This window comes from Corallococcus macrosporus (assembly GCF_017302985.1).
Taxonomy (GTDB): Bacteria; Myxococcota; Myxococcia; order Myxococcales; family Myxococcaceae; genus Corallococcus; species Corallococcus macrosporus_A.
Window position 1 is genome coordinate 158986 of the sequence record NZ_JAFIMU010000012.1, and the last position, 16415, is coordinate 175400.

Below are 16415 nucleotides of genomic sequence, written 5' to 3' on the forward strand. Positions count from 1 at the left end.
TCCTGATTCCACGAGCCTCCTAGCTCTCGCTTCAGCGCATTAAGGGGTCAGCGGAGGCGGAGTATCGTCATCTCGCCGTTGGAATGCTCAGCCGAGAACTCCCTTCCGCGTGGGAAAATGCCCTTTGGCAGTGGGTTACAAGCAAAGGGGTTATGGATGAGTACGAAGTCATCACCCCAATTACCGCCGCGCTCCGCTGCGTGACGACTCACAGTTGCATCCGAGTACAGGATGCCGCTGACGCCTGCATGCTCGTCATTTGCAAACAGGGTCGTTGGAACAATTGAGAGTGCCGCAAGTTCGCTCGACGGAACTTGCGTATTGGCGGGTGGATTTCGCTTCTTTGATATACCCATTCTAGACGTCCAGCCTGAGTTCTCGACCTCAAGCGACGCCGTGTTCACAGTGAAATACTGGTGTCCAATTGGGAACACGGCCCGCACTATGAGGGGATAGTCGCTCCGTGCGGCAAATGCATGCGGTACGGCTCCTGCATTGACTGCGATGACATAGGCATCTTCCGCTTTTATGCGGCCACGCCCAATTCGCTTGGCGCGCTGTTTGATCTTGGATGCAATAACACCCGTGATGCGCAGAACCATCTGCTCTTCGGGCAAGTAGCCAACATGTACAGTGCCGGGCGCAAGCTCTGGTAGCGGAGGCACGCTATTAGGGTTGTCCTGATCGCCTGCGTCAGCAGCGACAGCCTCGAACCAGGCTGCGCTACCGTCCGGCAAGCGTACGAGTGCATCGGGGGCATCATCACGGAGCGGTTCCAGTTGGAGGCCAACATCCAGGAGTGCAGCGCAAAGGTACATCTCCCAGAAGCGCCTATGCGTCTGTCGCGGAAACTCACTCTGCCAGTGGGAAGATGCGAGCGGTCGGAATCGCGACCACATTTCCTCCAGATGCGCCCGTAACTGCGCATGAAGTGGGATTTTCTCTAGAAGGGCCCTGTACTCCGGATCATCACCCAACTGGGCTTGGCGATTAAAAAGAGGCATATTCATGGTTGATGAATTGACGATGCTTGCATGGAGACTACGCATTCACTGCGAGGGCTTTGACCGATCGAGGCTCGGGAAGTACATTGCAGTAACGAGCCTTGAAGCTGTATGCGAATGCGGGCACGGAGGAAGAATAGCTCTCCACGATCGCCAATACGCACCTGCAACTCCTTAAGCCTTTGCTACGGCCCCGCGTCCGGCGGCCCGTCGCTCGTTATTGATACGAGCGGTCAGGGGAATGTCACGTTACCGAGCGTGATGCTCCGGGGCCCATCTGCTTCCCAGAGCTTGAGCGAGAAGGGCCCTTGGTCGGCCGCCGCAGGGGCCTCGGCCTCGACGATCACGCGTCCTTTGGTTTTCCCTGGCAGTATTGGCGTGACTTGCCACACCCGGAGTACCGTCAAATCTTCGCCAAGCCTGCCTTTAAGCGTCGCACCCTCCGCCCTCCACGGCCGCGTTCCCGTCTTGAGTTCAATCCAGACATCCGCAGCCACCAGCTTATTGGCGCGGTAGCTGTTGACGATGGATGCCTCAAGTCCCTTGGACGCTGTTTGCTCGACGGCCCTGGTCAGGACATGCCCCGCCACGCCGTGTAGATCCAATCCGCCATTGAACAGGAGCCCTGTCAATCCAGCAGGCGCCTCGCGCTCGGACGCCATGCGCGCCAGTTCTTCCTTGCACTGCAGGGCCTCCGCGCGGGTATCCCGGATTTCTTGCTGATACGTTTCAATCGTCCGCCGCGCCCGGTAGACCTCGATGGTGGCCTCCGCTTTCGCCGGATGAACCTTCAGCACGAACACCGCGGTTGATGGCGCCGCGCCGTCCCGAAAGCGCACCACCATCTTTAGCCGTTCACCTGGAGAGGCGCTCACTGACGGCACGAGTCTGAGGGTCGCCTGCCCTACGTCCACGAGAGAAAAACGCTGGCGGCTCTCTAGTTCGATGCTCTCGCGCTGAAGCTCTGAGTCGAAGAGGAGCATCGTGGAAAGGCCCGGGCTGACCACCACTTCACTCGCGCTCCCGGCTTCCTCTGGACTCAATTCAATGCGCCGTGCTCCCGGCACTGAGGATGAAACCGGCGGCTGTGCTGCAGCCGCGCTCCCAACCAGAAGCAGCCCCAACAGAACGACCAGCGATAAAGAGGGCACTCGACAGTCTTTCCGTAAGAGTCGCTATTCAAACTCAGCAACCGCCTTCACATAAGCCGTCGTCCAGATGCGCGCTCGGGAGGGAGAATCGTCGCCTGCTTCCCGCGCCATTCCTCGCGGCCCCTCTTCGGCATAGACGTCAAAGCAAACAGGGAAGCTGTCGCCCTGTGACGTCGTAGCCCAGGTGAGGCGAGCATAGACACGGTCACGCACAATGCTCCGCCCAGACAGAACACTGTTGCCCGGCAGGCCTTCCCAGCCCCCAATGAGATGGACTTCAACGGGTCCCTCTCCTATTGAAATGATCCGAGGTCTTACCCGTGCGAATTCCGCCGGCTGCTTATCCCCAATGTCTATCCCCCGCTTCGCCATGGCCTTCACCGCTCCCACCGGACACGGCTCAGGCGGCGGTGGCGGACGCACCTGCGGCCCGGGACACGCGAGCGCGGTGCAAGCCGCCGCCGTGCTCACCGCACGGGCCATGACGCCCATCCCCTTCTTTGTGGGCTTCGAGGTGATTTGAAGGGGCTGCATCTGGTTCGGCTGCGTCGTCACGGTGGCTGAATCCTCCTGGAGCATCGCGGGGAGCGCGACGGCCGCGGCGGTGGCCTCCGGCCTGATGGGAGCTGCGGCGCGGTCAGCTTGTGGGGACTTGCCAGGGGTCGCTACTTCCTGACGGGGGATGAAAACGGGCCCCGCGAGTCCCCATCCTGCCCCTGCCAGGACGAGCACCCCGGCGAGAGCCGCCCAGGTGCGAAAGGCCCCGCGCTTCGCAGGAGCGACAAGCACTGTCGTCGTGGCAGGCGGCATCTCGTTCACCGCTGGCGCCCCTTTCTCGGGAAGGCGCTTGCCTCGGCGGGGACGACGCCGGGGCTGGTTCATCCACTGCTCGAAGCTGTCGAGGTCCTCCCCCTCCGTCGTCGCGGAGTCCCCGGCATAGGCGTCGCAGAGCGGCACGTCCCACGTCGTGTCCGAACCCTCCAGCGCCTGCTCCAGGGACTCACAAAGAACCTGTGCGCTCGGCGTCCGCGCCTCGGGCGTCTTCTCCAGAAGCCGCATGCACACGTCGCCCAGCGTCCGGGGCACGCGCTCGTTCTCCTCGTGCGGTGGCGTGGGGGCACTGGAGAGAATTGCCTCCGTCACGCTGGCCACGTCCGGCCCATCGAAAGGGAAGCGCCCCGTCAGCAGCCGGTAGGCGACGAGGCCCAACGCCCACAGGTCGTCCGCCGGGCCCGCCGTGTAACGGGCGTCCGGCGCCTCGCGGCGAGCCCGCAAGAAGCACCACGCCTCCGGGGACCGGTAGTCCACCGTCCCGGGCGGAAGAATGTCCGCCGTCAAGTCACGCGCGCCCGCGTAGTCGCCAATGCCGAAGTCCACCAGCTTGGCCAGGCCGTCCGAGGCGCGCACCATGACGTTGGCCTCCTTCACGTCCCGGTGCACCACCCCGTCCGCATGGGCGGCCGCGAGCGCGCGTGCCACGCCCAGCAGCACGCGCGCGGCCTTCCGCGCCGTGGGGTTCTCCGCGTCGGCCCAGGCATCCAGCTGAGACCCTTCCACGTACTCCATGGCGATGACGGCGAACTGCGGCTGGGCCACTGGCCAGTAGCCATGACCCAGGATTCCCACCACGTTGGGGTGACGAAGCCGGGTGAGGATGGAGACTTCGCGCTCCGCTCGCTCTCCCACGCGCGGCAGGTGCAGCAGCTTCAAGGCGAAGCGTTGGCCCTCGCAGCGAGCAAGGTAGACCGTACCGAAACCGCCCTGCCCCAACTGACGCTCCACCGTGTAGCCAAGCACCTGGGCTCCAGGCGACAGCACGGCTGGGGGTGGCCCCCGGATCATGGCTTGTCTCCTTAAACCCATAGGGTCCATTGAAACTCTTCCAACCTGCAGCATTCATCCTCTTCGCTGCCTCGGCTACATTGCATCAGGCCATGAACGAAGAACTCGGCATCACCATTGGCACGGAGGCCCGTGCCGCCCGCCAGCACCTGGGCTTGACGCAGGCCGAAGTCGCGGAGCGCATCGGGCTGGTGCACCCCGTCTACAACCGCCTGGAGCGCGGGAAGATGCTGCCCAGCGTCCCCTCCCTCTACCGCCTCTGCCGCGAGTTGAACGTCTCTCCCGAGAAGCTGCTGGGCCTCACCGCGACAGGCGACGTTCGCAAGGGCACGCGGCCTCAGTCCAAGGCAGAGGACCTTCCGGAACTGCGGCGCCTCCTCCACCTCGCGCGCAAGCTGGACGCGGAGAAGCTGGACGCGCTTCTCCATGTCGCCTCGGCGCTGGCGCGCTGACGGATTACTCCCGCTTCAAGCCGTCCAGTTCGTGGGCCTCCAGCCCCTCACGGAAGAGGCCGCCCTCACCGAACTCCACCTCGTCGCGAAGGCCGCTGCCCTCCGCCAGCACCTGGGCCCATTCCGCCGCCGCTTCCTGCCGGCCGAAGCCCGGGTGCCGTCTCGCAAGGGCGACCCGCATGGCGTCGCGCATGTCCGCCGCCGTGCAGAACCGCTCCTCGGCGCTGGCGCGCAGCGCGACATGCAGCATGGCCTTCACGTCCGGGGAGAGTGAGGCCACGGCCCCTTCGACGTCCTCCGGGCCGAAGCGGGCGAGCAGCGCCTGCATCTGCGTCAGCGGCAGGGAGGGAAGGATCTCCGTGTAGAGCGAGGCCAGGCCCGTGGGCGTGCGCAGCACGTCCTCCACGTCGAAGAGGTGTTTGCCGGTGAAGAGCTCCACCAGCAGCACACCCAGGCCAAAGACGTCGGAGCGCGGTGAAAGCGGCTGCCGAGCCAGGTATTCCGGCGAGGCGTAGGCCACGTCTCCCCGCACGAGGTTGGCGGGTGATTCCTCGCGCCCCACCACCTGCGAGTACGCCGCGCCGAAGTTCGTCAGCTTCACCTGGCCTTGCGTCCCCACGTAGACGTGCCGTGGGTTGACGTCCCGGTGGATGACGCCCAGCGGCTGGCCGGCCGCGTCCAGCAGCGTATGTGCGTGGTGCAGCGCCTCCGCGATCTCCGCACCGACATAAAGGGCGAAGGCCTCGGAGACGGGCCGGCCGCGCGCGACCCCCGCACTCACCAGCGTCTCCAGCGAAGGGCCATCCACGGACTCCATGACGACGTGAAGCGCGCCCTGGTGCACCTTCCTGTGGAAGACCTGGGCAATGGCCGGGTGGTGCAGGCGGAAGGCCAGCTGGATCTCCTCTCCCAGGCGCGCGCGCTGGAGGTACGTGGAGGGGTTCGCCAGCCGTCGCACGAAGCAGAAGCCGGGCAGCGAGGGGATCCGCTCCGGGTAGCGACGGGCCAGCAACAGCTGCTCGCCCGTCTGCATCAGCACCAATTCGCGGACAGCCTCGTAGCGGATGCCTTCGATGGTGAAGAGGTGCAGAGGTCTGTCGGGCGTCGGTGGAAGTTGCCTGCGACGCCGAGAAGCTTCCGTGCGAGCCAGGTCATCGGTTGTTGTAGCGGGCATGGCTCCTCGGGAGGCGGAAGAATGCGCAACGACGCCTCTTCGTGAGTTTGTGCGAACTTGCCTTTTAAAGTCCATGCCATTGGACCTTAAAAGTCCATTTGTGCCTGCAAGCAAGGAACTCTGGTGATGCGGTTGGAGGAACTGGTCGAGCAGTTCGCCGAGAACGTGGTCGCGCAGAACGAGGCCATCTTCCGGGGCGACGCCAAGACCGGAAACAAGCACGCCAGGAAGTACGGCGCCGCCGTCGATAAGCTTTTCGCGCACGGCGATGCCGGACGTGATGCCCTCACCGTGCTGCTCAAGCACGAGCGAATGGACGTGCGTGTGATGGCTGCCGCACATCTGCTCCGCTATCGAACGGCCGAAGCAAGAGCGGTCCTGGAGGAAGCTGCCAAGGGACAGGGACTGGTCCCGTTCGGAGCGCAGCAGGCATTGAAGCGCTGGGAAGAAGGCACCTGGGCACTCGATCCGGGATAGCTCACCTTGAGTGGTGGACCCACGCCATCACGGCGACGCCTTCCCGAGCAGCTCCTTGGCGCGCGTGATGGCGGACATGGCGTTGGGCCAGCCCACGTATGTGCAGGCTTGCGAGGCGTGCGTCAGCCGCGCGGCGTAGGATTCCGCGCGCATCGGGTTGGACCCACGGAGGGGGAATTCATGAAGGCGAGCGGATTCGTGTTGGTGGCGGCCGTACTGGCATGGACAGGCGTGGCGGGGGCGGAACCCCAGCCGGCCCAGCTCGTCATCTGGGGTGGCGGCAAGGACGCCACCGAAGCCCAGGCGTCCCTGGACCGGTGGCGGGCGCGCGAGAAGAAGAAGGTCTGGGAAGGCACGCTGAAGGTGGCCGAGGGCTACCCGCGCATCGTCCAGAGCGACACCGTGCCGGGGCTCAAGCCGGGGTTCGTGGTGGTGGTGCTCGGGGCCTGTGAGCCGGCCGCGGGTCCGAAGGTGATGGAGACGCTCAAGGCCTTCGAGCCGGCCGCGTACGCGCGCGACGTGACGTGGGCGGAGCCCCTGGCGTGCCCGCAGCTCGGCCCCGAGTGGCGCGTCATCCGTTCGAAGACGTGGAAGAAGAAGGACGGCACCCTGACGGCCGTCCTGCTGCAGACCCCGGAGACGCAGGCGCCAGACGCGTCCACCCGCCAGTCCCTGCGCGTGATGCTGCAAGCCCCCGACGGTCGGCTGCTCGGCTTCGACGAGCGCGATGGCTACACCGCCGTGAATGACTTCGCGATGGAGCCGGGGTTCGTCCCCAACCTGGACGGAGCGTGGCCGACGGTGACGTACCTCTCCCTCGGGGCCGGCTGCACGGCGGGCCCCAGCGTCTTCGAGACGCGGGTGAAGTACGCCATCGACGGCGACACGCTGTATCCCCAGGAGCGCAACCGGACCCTCGTGGACAACTCGCGCAACTGCGACCAGTGACGGGCCGCGGCCGCGCGCCTACGCGGGAGGCCGGACCACGAGGACGTCGCAGCCCGCCTCGCGAATCACGTCCGTCGCCACGCTCCCCAGCAGGATGCGCGACACGCCGGAGCGCGCCTGGGTGCCGAGCGCGAGCAGGTCCGCCCGGTGCCGGCGCGCCTCCTTCAGGATGATGGAGTACGGGCTGCCGTGCTCCAGCGCCTGCCGGTAGCGCAGCCCCAGCGTGTCCAGGTGCCGGTGAAGTGGGCGGAGCTCGCGCAGCGCGGACTCCTTGAACCGCTCCCGGTACCGCGCGCGTTCGTCGCGCGTCAGCCCGGGGAAGACCATGTACTCCAGCGGTGACTCATAGGCGTGGATGAGCCGCAGCGGCGTGCGCGGCTCCAGCAGCGCGGGCAGGAACTCCGCGGCGTGCCGCGACGTCTCCTCGGCGTCCACGGCCACCAGGGGCCGGTGGTACCGGTCCTCCACGAGCCCGTGGACCACGAGCACCGGAGGCAGGCCGTACCGGATGACGTGCTCGGCGGTGGAGCCCAGGAACAAATCCCTGACGGGCCGGCGGCCATGCCGCCCCAGGACGACGAGGTCCGCGCTGGCCGCCTGGGCCTGGCTCACGAGCGTGGGCGCCGGCTTTCCGAAGACGATCCTCGCCTCGACGGAGGCGCTGGAGCCCGCGTCGTGGAGCGCGGCATGGAGCTCGTGCGCGACGACCGCCAGCGTCCTGGCCGCCCGCTCCCGGGCCTGCTCCACGAACTCCCGGGGCGCCCGGCCCGGCAGCGCGTGCACCAGGATGACGGCCGCCCCCGGGGCGAGCGGCAGGCGGGCCGTCCGCTCCACCGCGCGCGCCCCAGCGGGCGAGAAGTCGGTGGCGACAAGCACGGACCGGAGGAGGGGCGGCGTCGGGCTTCGCTGGGAGGTCATCCCGTAGGATAGGCCCCCGCTGCCCGAGCCGCGCCAGCGAGCGCCCCCATGCCTCCGGGCGGGGCGCCCTGCCCTCCGCCTGCCTCAGCGCTTCATCCGCTCCAGGAAGATGGCCGCGTTGCGGGGGCCCAGGCCGTCGTAGGAGCCCGTGCGGTTGCCCATCTCCCGCAGGAAGTGGATCCACTGGTCCTTCTTCGACAGGCCCTGCGGCATCGTGATGCCCACGGTGTTCTTCGGGTAGTTGCGCACGGCCTCCGCGAACTTGTTCAGCGCGTGCGCGCTGCCCTTCGGGCGGCCGCCGGTCTCACCAATCGCAAGCAGCATCTTGTAGCGCTGATCCGGCGTGAGGCCGAAGTCATTGGCCACCGTGTCCAGCTGGGGCAGCGTCGACGCCGCGCCGGCGAAGAAGTCCGGGAACGTCTTGCCCAGGCTGAGCACCTGGTCTCGCGTCCAGCCCGTGGACTTCACCAGGGACTCCACCTGCTCCGGCGACGAGTACCGCTCCAGGTTGGTGACCTGCTCCGCGTCCGCTCCGGCGCGGCTCAGCAGCGTGCGCTGCTCGGCGCGCAGCTGCTCCGCGGCCTCGTACTCCTGCCGGGACAGGATGCTCAGGCTGACCAGCTCGCCCATGATGTAGACCGCCGCGCCCACGGCCGCCAGCGGCGCGCCCACGCCCGTGGCGCCCGCCGCGACCAGGGCTCCGCCGACAAGGCCCATCACGTCCCCCGCGATGGACAGGCCGGTCCCCGCGTTGCCCTGCCCCGCGGCGATCTCCTTGCCCTGGACAATCAGGTCCAGCGCGGCCCCGAAGGCGCCCAGGCCGCCCGCGACCCGCGCGGCCACCAGCGCGCCGCCGGACTTGTTCGCCGCGTTCAGCGCGGCGCTCGTGAAGCTGGCGACCTGCTGGCCCGTGAAGGTCTTCGCCCACAGCGTGCCCAGCGCATCCTGCGCCTTCTCCGATTGGTTCGTCTGAAGGAAGCCCAGCACGATGCCCGCCGCCGCGAACGCCCCGCCCCAGTGCGACGAGCCGGACTCCAGCCCCTTCAGCGTGTTCAACCCCGCCTGGGTCCTCCCCGCCGCCAGCTCCCGCAGGCCGGAGAGCCCCGTGCGCATCGCCTGCGGCAGGTTGTTGACGTTGACGTCCACCTTCGCGCCGCCCAGCTGCTGCAACAGGTACCCGTCGGTCAGCAGCTTCTGGACGTGGTCCACCGCCTGCGTGGGCGTGGCCTGGGGGAACTTCTCGTAGAAGCTCACCAGCGCGCCGGAGACGGCCTTCTCGCGCAGGGTGTCCAGCGGCAGCGACTCCATGAAGGGCGCGAACGCGGAGCCGGGCGCCTCCATCTTCGCGGCCCACTTGAGCGCCTCGCCCGCGCCCTTGGACTGGGCCAGCGCGGTGTACGCGGCCTGGATGGACCGGGCGTGCTCGGAGCCATCCGGCCCACGCAGGGCCTGCTCCAGCTTGAGCGCGTTCCTCGCGAGTGCGTCCTCCAGCGTCTTCGCCTTCGTCTCGAACCGGGCGTAGTCGGGCCCGTGCAGCTTGCGGAACTGCTCGATGTACGCGCGCTGCTGCGTGTCGGTGAGGTACGGCCCGAAGGACGCGATGTCCCCCGCCAGCCGCTGCTCCAGCGCGTCGCGCTCCGCCAGGGCCGCCGTGTACGCCAGCTCCGCGGCGTGCACCTCGGCCACCGCCGAGTCCAGCTTCGCGTCCACGGCCGGGTTGCCCACGACGGACACCAGCACGTCGCGGTCCGCGGGCAGCAGGTGGCCGCGATTCGCCGCCGCCTCCAGCGCGGGCTTCATCGTCGCGGCGCTCCCCTGCTTCGCCACCGTCTCCAGCGCGCTGTTCGCCACGCGCAGCGTGCCCACGGAGGTGATGCCCGGCGGACGGGGCGGCGGGTTGGGCACCGCCTCCTTCACGCCGTGGGCGAAGTCCTTCACCAGCGCGTCCTCGAGCGTGCTCGCGGGCGTCGCCTGCAACAAATCAATCAGCTTCGCCTGGAGCGCGGGGTTGCCCGCGGCCTTCTGCAGCGCCGCGTTCGCCGCGCCCGTGAGGGTCTTCGCCTGCGAATACCCCTGCGTCAGCAGCGACCACGCCTCCGCGACGTTGACCGTGGAAGCGCTGTCGCCCACGGCCTGCGTGGACGAAACGCTCGTGGCCGTGGAAGTGGCGGAAGCCGTGGTGCCGTAGCCCAGACCCAGCAGGTCCGGCCCCTTGCGCGGCGCGGCCGCCACGAAGGCATCCCGCGGCTCCTCGGGCGGAGGTGGAGGCGGCGGAGGCGGCGGAACATACGGCTCCGGCTCCCACGTCGTGTTCACCTGTGACACGCCAGACGACGAACCTGCATTCGAAATGGTGCTCATGCGCAGCCCTTCCCCCAGGGCAAGCGGACGGAAGCACCGTTGTGGAAACAGCCCCCCCTTGCTTCCGTCCTGTCCACATTATCGAACCAGGACGGAAACAATTGCGTGCGACCGCACCGCCCCTCAGGCCGAGCCCAGCTCCTGTTTCAACTTCGCCAGCAGGTTGAGCGCGTCCAGCGGGGTCATCCGGTCGATGCTTGCGGCGCGAAGCGTCTCCAGGACTTCCGCGTGCGCCGGAGGCATGGGCGGCGCGGCCACGGCGGCCGGGGCGGGCGCCGGGCCTCCGAACAGGCCCAGCTGTCCCGCGTTCGCCGCCGCGCGCTTCGTGGAGCGCACCGCCACGCGGGGGCGGCCCGCGTCGTCCAGCTCACCGGACTCCAGGTTCTGGAGCAGCTCGCGGGCGCGCGACACCACCTCCGGCGGGAGGCCCGCGAGCTTCGCGACCTCGATGCCGTAGGAGCGGCTGGCCCCGCCGGGCACCAGCTTGCGCAGGAAGATGACCTTGCCGCCCTGCTCCTTCACCGCGATGCACAGGTTCTTCACCCGGGGCCGCTCGCGCGCCAGGTCCACCAGCTCGTGGTAGTGCGTGGCGAAGAGGGCCCGCGCGCCCACCTTGTCGTGGATGTGCTCCGCCACCGCCCACGCGATGGAGAGGCCGTCGAACGTGGACGTGCCACGGCCAATCTCATCCAGGATGACCAGGCTCTTCCTCGTGGCGTGATGGAGGATGTGGCTGGTCTCCGTCATCTCCACCATGAACGTGGACTGCCCGCGCGCCAGGTTGTCCGCCGCGCCCACGCGCGTGAAGATGCGGTCGCACAGGCCGATGCGCGCCGCCTTCGCCGGCACGAACGAGCCCGCCTGCGCCATCAGCGCCGTCAGCGCCACCTGCCGCATCACCGTGCTCTTGCCCGCCATGTTCGGGCCGGTGATGACCAACAGCTGCGCGTCCTCCGGATCCAACCGCACGTCGTTGGGGACGAAGGACTCGCCCGAGCCCAGCATCCGCTCCACCACCGGGTGCCGGCCGCCGGTGATGGTCAGCCCCTCCCCTGCGTCCACCTGCGGCCGCGTGTAGCCGTACTCCGCCGCGCACCGCGCGAAGGACACCAGCGCGTCCGCCGTGGCCACCGCCTCCGCCGCGGAGCGGATGCCCGGCGCGGAGGCAATCACCTTCGTGCGCAGCTCCTCGAACAGCTGGAGCTCCAGCACCACGCGGCGCTCCTCCGCGGTGAGGACCTTCTCCTCGTACTCCTTCAGCTCCTCGGTGACGAAGCGCTCCGCGCCCACCGTGGTCTGCTTGCGGATGTAGTCCTTGGGCACCGCGTGGAGGTTCGCCTTCGTCACCTCCAGGTAGTAGCCGAAGACCTTGTTGTAGCGGATCTTCAGCGAGGAGATGCCCGTGCGGTCCTTCTCCCGCTGCTCCAGCTTGAGCAGGTAGTCCTTGCCGGACGTGGACAGCGCCACCAGGTCGTCCAGCTCCGCGTGGAAGCCCGGCCGGATGAAGCCGCCCTCGCGGATGATCACCGGCGGCTCGTCCTGCACCGCGCGCATCAGCAGGTCCGCCAGTTGGGGCAGCGCGCCCAGCGGCCCCGCCAGCGACTTGAGCAGCGCCGAGTCACACCGCGCGAGCGCCGCGCCCAGCCTGGGCAGCTGCGACAGGGACAGCCCCAGCGCGCGCAAGTCCCTCGCGTTGCCCGCGCCCAGCGACAGCCGGCCGCACAGCCGCTCCAGGTCGCCGACCTCCTTGAGCGTGGCCACCAGCTCCTCGCGCCACACGCTCTTGCCGGACAGCTCCTCCACCGCGTCCAGCCGCGCTTCAATCTCTGGCAGCGAGCACAGCGGCGCGGACAGCCAGCGCGCCAGCTTCCGCGCGCCCAGGCCCGTGGCCGTGCGGTCCAGCACACCCAGGAGCGAGCCCTTGCGCCCGCCGTCGCGCAGGCTCTTGAGCACCTCCAGGTTGCCCCGCGAGGACTCGTCCATCACCAGGCAGCCCGCGCGCTCCTGGCGCGACAGCCGGTCCACGTGCGCCGCGGGCGTCTTCTGCGTGTCCTTGAGGTAGCGCAGCGCCGCCCCGGCCGCCCCGGTGGCCAGCGGCGAGCCGTCCAGCCCGAACGCGGACAGCGACTGCACGTTGAAGTGCGAGCGCAGGAACGCGGAGGCCCGGGTGTGCTCGAAGGCCGCGCCTTCCGCCTCCGCCACGGCCGGCACGCGCGACAGCCGCTGGCACACCTGCGCCACCTCCGGCGCGTCGCGCATGCCCTGCGGCACCAGCAGCTCGCGCGGCTCCACGCGCGACAGGCCCTCCACCAGCTCCGACAGGCCTTGCGCCTCGAAGGTGTAGAACTCGCCGGTGGACGCCTCCAGCAGCGCCGCGCCGAAGCCCGCCTCGCCCCAGCACACGGCCGCGAGGAAGTTGCTGGCCTGCGGCTCCAGCACCTCGTCGTCCAGCACCATGCCGGGGGTGATGACCCGCGTCACCTCGCGCTGCACGATGCCCGGCCCCGCGCCCGGCTCCGTCACCTGTTCGCAGATGGCGACCTTCAGGCCGTGCTCCACCAGCTTCGCGATGTACCGGCGCGAGGAGTGGTACGGCACCCCGCACATGGGAATCTTGTCCGCGCCCTTGGCCCGGGCCGTGAGGGTGATCTGCAGGAGCTCCGAGGCCTTCACCGCGTCCTCGAAGAACATCTCGTAGAAGTCACCCAGCCGGAAGAAGAGCACCGTGTCCGGATGGAGCGCCTTCACCTCCAGGTACTGGCGCATCATCGGCGTCAGGGAGGCGATCTCCCGCGCACCCGCGGGCGCCTCACCCGTTCCGACTTCCGGAGTCGTGTCCTCGTCGGGCAGCACGACATCCGCCGCCTTGCCTGTCTTCGTCTGCTGCGTCACCGCCATCCCCGACCTTCTCTCACGACCTTACCCCCGGATCAACGAACCGGATGCCCTACCTGCCGCGTATGCCTACCATCGCTGTCCGACATTTCGGCGGGCCCGTTTCCGAAAACGGTTTCCAGGCCCCCTGCCCCCCGGCAGGCTGCCCTCCGACATGGCGACCGCACCCAAGACGAACCGTCCTCCCGTCCCCGCCCTGTTCAAGGTGGCACTGGCCCCCGTGCAGGCCTTCTTCCGCCTGGAGGCCAGCAGCGGCATCCTCCTGGCCCTCTGCGCGGTGGCCGCGCTCGCGTGGGCCAACTCCCCGTGGGGCGCCTCCTACAGCGCCGTGTTCGACGCGCCCCTGCGCCTGGAAATCGTGGGCCACGGCGGCCACTTCACCTTCCGCGAGCTCATCAACGACGGGCTGATGACGCTCTTCTTCTTCGTCGTGGGGATGGAGATAAAACGCGAGCTGTCCTCGGGCGAGCTGCGCACCTTCTCGCGCGCCCTGCTCCCGCTCATCGCCGCGCTGGGCGGCATGGTGGTGCCCGCGGGGCTCTACCTGGCCTTCACCCGGGGCACGCCCGCGCAGGGCGGCTGGGCCATCCCCATGGCCACGGACATCGCGTTCGCCATCGGCTGCCTCACGCTGGTGAAGGCGCGCGTGGGCCACGGGCTGGTGGTGTTCCTCACCGCGCTCGCCATCTTCGACGACATCGGCGGCATCCTCGTCATCGCGCTGTTCTACGGCACCGGCCTGCACGTCGAATGGCTCGCGGTGGGCGCGGGCCTGGTCGCGGTGCTCTGGGGGCTCAACCGCTTCTACGTGCGCAACGGCCTGGCCTACGCGCTGGTGGGTGGGGCGCTCTGGTACGCCATGCACCACGGCGGCATCCACGCGACGCTGTCCGGCGTGGTGCTGGGGCTCTTCATCCCCGCGCTGCCCAGCCGTCCCGGGCGCGAGGTGCTGGAGGAGCTGGCGGCCTACGTGACGGCACTGGTGTCCCGGCCGGACGACGAGAGCGCGCGGGGCGCGCAGTTGTTGCACATCGAGGAGGCGCTGGAGGACATCGAGCCGCCCCTCAACCGCTTCGTGCACCTGTGGCACGGGTACGTGGCCTACGGCATCGTGCCCCTGTTCGCGCTGGCCAACTCCGGCGTGGACGTGTCCGGCATGTCCCTGTCGGACCTGCTCAAGCCCCTGCCCCTGGGCATCATCGTGGGGCTCTTCGTGGGCAAGCAGGTGGGCATCTTCCTCTTCACCTTCGCGGCGGTGAAGGTGGGCGTGTCCCCGCTGCCCGCGGGCGGCAGCGTCGCGCAGCTGCACGGCGTGTCGGTGGTGGCCGGCATCGGCTTCACGGTGGCCCTCTTCGTGGGCGGGCTGGCCTTCGCCGGACAGCCGGCCCTGCTGGCCGAGGCCAAGCTGGGCATCCTGACGGGCTCGCTGCTGTCCGCCGTCGTGGGCTACGTCCTCTTGCGCTACGTGGCCCGCCCGGCCCAGGCTGCCCTCCAGACCCCGTCATGAACCTCCAGGACCTCAACCGCATCCGGCAGATCGCCCTCATCGCCGCCCGTCACGGCTTCGGCGAGGTCACCGAGCGCGCGGGCGTCTGGCGCCTGCTCGGCGGGCGCAAGGAGAAGGTGGAGGTCTCCGACGAGGCCCGCCGTGAGTCCACCGCGCGCCGCTTCCGCCTCTTCCTGGCGGAGCTGGGCCCCACGTTCATCAAGCTGGGCCAGGTGCTCTCCACGCGCGCGGACCTGCTGCCCGCGGAGTTCGTGGACGAGCTGGCCACGCTCCAGGACAACGTGGAGGCCATCCCGCTGGAGGACGTCCACGCGCAGATCCGCGACGCGCTGGGCAAGGAGGTGCAGGAGCTGTTCGCCCAGGTGGATCCGGAGCCGCTGGCCGCCGCGTCCATCGCCCAGGTGCACCGCGCGGTGACGCTGGACGGGGAAGAGGTCGTCATCAAGGTCCAGCGCCCCGGCATCGCCCAGCGCATCGACGCGGACCTGGGCGTGCTGCGCTCGCTGGCGCGCCTGCTGGAGGCCGTGGTGGAGGAGACGGGCATCTACACGCCCTCCGGCATCGTGGACGAGTTCGACCGGGCCATCCACGAGGAGCTGGACTTCATCAACGAGGCCACCAACATCCGCGCGTTCCTGGAGAACCACAAGGACCGCCCGTACCTCAAGATTCCGCGCGTGCACGCGGCGCTCTCCAGCCGCACCGTGCTCACCATGGAGTTCATCCGCGGGGAGAAGATCAACCCCGCCGCGCTGGCGGAGCCGGACCGCAAGCAGATTGCCCAGCACATCCTGGAGGCCAGCTTCCGCCAGCTCTTCGACGACGGCCTCTTCCACGGCGACCCGCACCCCGGCAACGTGCTGCTCATGGAGGGCAACCGGCTGGCGCTCCTGGACTTCGGCGTGGTGGGCCGGCTCACCCGCCCCATGCAGGAGACGCTGGTGATGCTGTGCCTGGCGGTGGCGCTCAAGGACAGCGACTCCGTGGCCCGCATCCTCTACCGGGTGGGCGTGCCGGACGCGCGGGCCAACCTGATGGGCTTCCGCAACGACATCGAGTCCATCCTCGGCCAGCACCTGCCCACCACGCTGGGCCAGGTGGACGCGCGCACGCTCCTGCGCGACCTCTTGGACCTGGCGGTGAAGTACCGCATCCGCATCCCCAAGGAGTACGCGCTCTTGTCGCGCGCCTCCATCTCCACGGAAGGCATGCTGCGCGGGCTCTACCCGGAGCTGAACATCCTGGAGGTCGCGCTGCCGTACGCGAAGGAGCTGATGGCGGGCCGGTATGACCCCACGCAGCTCCAGGGCGGCCTGATGCGCACGCTCTTGCGCTTCCAGTCCATGGCGCAGGACCTGCCCACGCAGCTGTCGCAGATTTTGCTGGACCTGGAGACGGGCAAGTTCAGCGTCACGGTGCGCGCGGAGCAGTTCGACAAGCTCAACGAGAACCTGCGCAGCGTGGCCGTCATCGCCTTCCTGGGCCTGTGCGCGTGCGGCTTCATCGTGGGCGCCTTCATCGCGTTCGCGCCCCGGCCGCCCATGTACGGGAACACGCCGGTGCTGGGCATCGTGGGCATCGCGCTGGCGGCGGCCCTCTTTGGCGCGGTGCTCACCTGGTACCTGTTCGGCGGCCGCTTCGGGAAGGTCAGCGTGACCCGCTTCCTGAAGAAGCGCCGGTAGCCGG

General features: G+C 68.7%; 13 protein-coding genes. 5 read left to right on the plus strand and 8 right to left on the minus strand.

Annotated elements, in window-relative coordinates:
* Positions 1-47: 47 nt before the first annotated feature.
* The 3 genes from JYK02_RS33705 to JYK02_RS33715 form a co-directional block, all read right to left on the minus strand.
* Positions 48-1010: a hypothetical protein gene (locus JYK02_RS33705; RefSeq protein WP_207057020.1), complete on the minus strand. Its 963-nt coding sequence runs from the start codon at positions 1008-1010 to the stop codon at positions 48-50.
* Between the two features lie 227 nt (positions 1011-1237).
* A complete protein-coding gene (locus JYK02_RS33710) occupies positions 1238-2155 on the minus strand; it encodes a DUF2381 family protein (protein ID WP_207057021.1) in 918 nt (305 codons plus the stop codon).
* A gap of 24 nt (positions 2156-2179) precedes the next feature.
* On the minus strand, positions 2180-3952 hold the full coding sequence (locus JYK02_RS33715) for a serine/threonine-protein kinase (protein ID WP_347402645.1): 1773 nt from the start codon (positions 3950-3952) through the stop codon (positions 2180-2182).
* A gap of 137 nt (positions 3953-4089) precedes the next feature.
* On the opposite strand from JYK02_RS33715, the gene JYK02_RS33720 reads away from it, so the two are divergent.
* Positions 4090-4449, plus strand: coding sequence for a helix-turn-helix transcriptional regulator (locus JYK02_RS33720; RefSeq protein WP_207057023.1), 360 nt, complete (start codon positions 4090-4092; stop codon positions 4447-4449).
* A 4-nt stretch (positions 4450-4453) separates the two neighbouring features.
* Here the strand turns inward: JYK02_RS33720 and JYK02_RS33725 are convergent, their stop codons facing one another.
* Positions 4454-5623, minus strand: a complete 1170-nt coding sequence (locus tag JYK02_RS33725) for a serine/threonine-protein kinase (RefSeq protein ID WP_207057024.1) — start codon at positions 5621-5623, stop codon at positions 4454-4456.
* A gap of 126 nt (positions 5624-5749) precedes the next feature.
* Here JYK02_RS33725 and JYK02_RS33730 point away from each other — a divergent pair, with 126 nt between their 5' ends.
* On the plus strand, positions 5750-6100 hold the full coding sequence (locus JYK02_RS33730) for a DUF2019 domain-containing protein (RefSeq protein WP_207057025.1): 351 nt from the start codon (positions 5750-5752) through the stop codon (positions 6098-6100).
* Between the two features lie 27 nt (positions 6101-6127).
* Here JYK02_RS33730 and JYK02_RS40620 read toward each other — a convergent pair whose 3' ends face one another.
* The gene (locus JYK02_RS40620; RefSeq protein WP_277991481.1) at positions 6128-6253 is read right to left on the minus strand and encodes a hypothetical protein; all 126 of its coding nucleotides are present in this window, start codon (positions 6251-6253) and stop codon (positions 6128-6130) included.
* Positions 6254-6280: 27 nt separating this feature from the next.
* Between JYK02_RS40620 and JYK02_RS33735 the strand changes: the two genes are divergently transcribed.
* The gene (locus JYK02_RS33735) at positions 6281-7048 is read left to right on the plus strand and encodes a hypothetical protein (protein ID WP_207057026.1); all 768 of its coding nucleotides are present in this window, start codon (positions 6281-6283) and stop codon (positions 7046-7048) included.
* Between the two features lie 18 nt (positions 7049-7066).
* Here JYK02_RS33735 and JYK02_RS33740 read toward each other — a convergent pair whose 3' ends face one another.
* The 3 genes from JYK02_RS33740 to mutS form a co-directional block, all read right to left on the minus strand.
* Complete coding sequence (locus tag JYK02_RS33740) at positions 7067-7966, minus strand: universal stress protein (protein ID WP_207057027.1); 900 nt, start codon at positions 7964-7966, stop codon at positions 7067-7069.
* 84 nt (positions 7967-8050) lie between these two features.
* Positions 8051-10327, minus strand: coding sequence for a hypothetical protein (locus JYK02_RS33745; RefSeq protein WP_207057028.1), 2277 nt, complete (start codon positions 10325-10327; stop codon positions 8051-8053).
* Positions 10328-10450: 123 nt separating this feature from the next.
* On the minus strand, positions 10451-13225 hold the full coding sequence (gene mutS / locus JYK02_RS33750) for a DNA mismatch repair protein MutS (RefSeq protein ID WP_207057029.1): 2775 nt from the start codon (positions 13223-13225) through the stop codon (positions 10451-10453).
* 151 nt (positions 13226-13376) lie between these two features.
* On the opposite strand from mutS, the gene nhaA reads away from it, so the two are divergent.
* Positions 13377-14729, plus strand: coding sequence for a Na+/H+ antiporter NhaA (gene nhaA / locus JYK02_RS33755; RefSeq protein ID WP_207057030.1), 1353 nt, complete (start codon positions 13377-13379; stop codon positions 14727-14729).
* Positions 14726-16411, plus strand: a complete 1686-nt coding sequence (locus tag JYK02_RS33760; protein ID WP_207057031.1) for an ABC1 kinase family protein — start codon at positions 14726-14728, stop codon at positions 16409-16411. Before nhaA ends, JYK02_RS33760 begins: the two co-directional genes overlap by 4 nt.
* The last annotated feature ends 4 nt before the right edge of the window (positions 16412-16415 follow it).